The sequence below is a fragment of the Nitrospirota bacterium genome (assembly GCA_016207905.1).
In the GTDB taxonomy this organism is placed as follows: domain Bacteria; phylum Nitrospirota; class Thermodesulfovibrionia; order Thermodesulfovibrionales; family JdFR-86; genus JACQZC01.
Genome location: JACQZC010000016.1, coordinates 1 through 2,108, shown reverse-complemented (window position 1 = coordinate 2,108; position 2,108 = coordinate 1). Strand labels below are relative to the sequence as shown.

Here is a 2,108-nt window from a genome sequence, read left to right as displayed (position 1 = left end):
TTTAGAGGATATTTCGGGAGGTTAGAGCATTTTATGAAAAATGATGGATTGATGAACCTTAAAGAGGTGGCTGAGTATCTTAGGCTCAATGTTTCTACGGTTTATAATTGGTCCCAAAAAGGCAAGCTTCCAGCAATAAAGATGGGCAAGAATTGGAGGTTTTGGAAGGAGGATATAGACAACTGGTTAAAGGAACAAAAAAACAACCTGGGTAAGAACGCCTAAAATTCAATTATCCCAAATTATGCAGTAAGTGTGTTTAGCACCAAAAAGGCATCTTTACACTCAGGATTATTCCTTGTTTACTATTCTAAAACCCATCAGAGGCAAGGATAGGATGAAAAATAAAGTGAGTTATGACATCACCCAACCCCTTATGGGCAAGGTTATACCCTTAAAGATAGACCCCTCCTTCCAACCTCTAAGTAGCATCTGGTTTATTACCTTTTTGGAAATTCTCTTTCTTTCACTCAAGCCTTTGAAGAGCCAGCTCATATTCCTTCCTGTAACACCAGCTCTCCTCCAGTTTAAGGATATACTGCCTTGCAGTGTATATAAGTTTGCCAGGAATAAGAAGAAGCATCCTTCTGATACCTTCCCCAAAAGTTTTCTTATCCCTCTGCAAGACTACCTCTTCCTTGAACCAGTTCATAATGTTGTACCCAAGCATCACAAGCTGAAACCAGCAGTTGTTCCCAGCCCAACTCTGAGATACTACATTATCAAGGCCAAAAGAGTAAATACTCTCTTTGATAAAGTTTTCACAGTTTGCTCTCTTATTGTAAAATCTCCATACCTCAATGGGGGCCTTGGTACTGTTGGTAGCAATCATCTGATAGTCGTATATGGCATCATCCCCCTTTATGAGGGAAAGCTCCTTCTTAGGTTTTTCACCCTTCCCTACCTTTGTCCGAATGATGACAAGACGACAGGATACGGTCTTACCCAAGGGAAGGAGGATCTCTTTTGCCCAGATGCACCTACCAATAGATTCCCAACTTCCCTGATGGAGTATTATCCTCTGAGCCCACTGTTGAAGGGGAACAACGATAAAGAACTCTATATCCTTCTTCTTAAGCCACCAAATAAACTCTATAGAGAAAAAACCGCTGTCGGCCCTAAGCCTTTTTATGGCAACGGGCAAGGCTTTTATGACAGAGGAGAGGAATATCCTGGCATTGTAACTCGTATGATGCTTGCCACTCCTCAAGCTACCAGCCAAAAAGTCCCTGGTCTCTCCTATGAAACAGAGGATAGGATGGTAGCTCTTTCTCCCCTTCTTCTTTGGATTGAATCCAACTTTGGCCCTCGCTTGATTGCCATAAACAGGGGTTACGTGGGAGTCAAGGTCTGCAGTTATACCATCTGTAAAGTCCTTAAACTCCTTTCTCACCTTCATCAGCAGGGAGTAGTTTATGTGGTATATCTCTCTGGATATGCGCATGCTCAAACCTTTGAAGAACCTGCTTATGGTAGACTGGGTAGGAAAACCCTTAAGACCAGCTATCTTCTGAAATACCTTGTCTCTCACAAGCTCCATCATATGGTAGGGACGGCTCAGACCAAGGAGAATACCGTAAAGGATACTCAGAAACACCTCGGGGGGAGAATACCCTCTATCCCTTTTCTTCTTTACCTCAATCTTCTCAAGATAAGAACTGATGCCTATCCTCTTAAGGTATCTTCTTATAAGCCCTGTTCCTCCAAACCTGGTAAGGTTTTTGCCTGTAAACTCCTCCTTAACTTCTCTGTTGCAATATATCTTCTTCTCTGGTATAGTCTTATTCATTTTTTAAGTGCCTCCTTTTTGTGGTTTTTGGTCTTCAGAATAAAACTCATTATACCACAGAAGGAGGCATTTTATTAGCTTTTTTGTATGTAAGAGGAATCAGAATTTGATGGATTGTCAATAGTAATGCATAATTTCGGTTTAAGCTTTGGAGATTTTAAAAATCTATCAATCTATAATCAAGAAATCCCAAAATCTTTCGAGGTTTCCTACAATCCTCAGATACCCATAGAGACCTTTGATTTTATCGTTACTGATGAGTGCCACCGTTCCATCTATAATCTCTGGAGACAGGCCCTTGAATATTTTGATGCCTTTA

Annotated in this window: 2 protein-coding genes and 1 pseudogene; 2 read left to right on the top strand and 1 reads right to left on the bottom strand. The window is 40.9% G+C overall.

The window, feature by feature from the left end:
• Nucleotides 1-33 precede the first annotated feature (33 nt).
• On the top strand, nucleotides 34-225 hold the full coding sequence (locus HY805_02005) for a helix-turn-helix domain-containing protein (GenBank protein MBI4822988.1): 192 nt from the start codon (nucleotides 34-36) through the stop codon (nucleotides 223-225).
• Between the two features lie 241 nt (nucleotides 226-466).
• Here the strand turns inward: HY805_02005 and HY805_02000 are convergent, their stop codons facing one another.
• Nucleotides 467-1,789: an IS1380 family transposase gene (locus tag HY805_02000; GenBank protein ID MBI4822987.1), complete on the bottom strand. Its 1,323-nt coding sequence runs from the start codon at nucleotides 1,787-1,789 to the stop codon at nucleotides 467-469.
• Between the two features lie 183 nt (nucleotides 1,790-1,972).
• On the opposite strand from HY805_02000, the pseudogene HY805_01995 reads away from it, so the two are divergent.
• Nucleotides 1,973-2,108: pseudogene (locus tag HY805_01995) on the top strand (DEAD/DEAH box helicase family protein).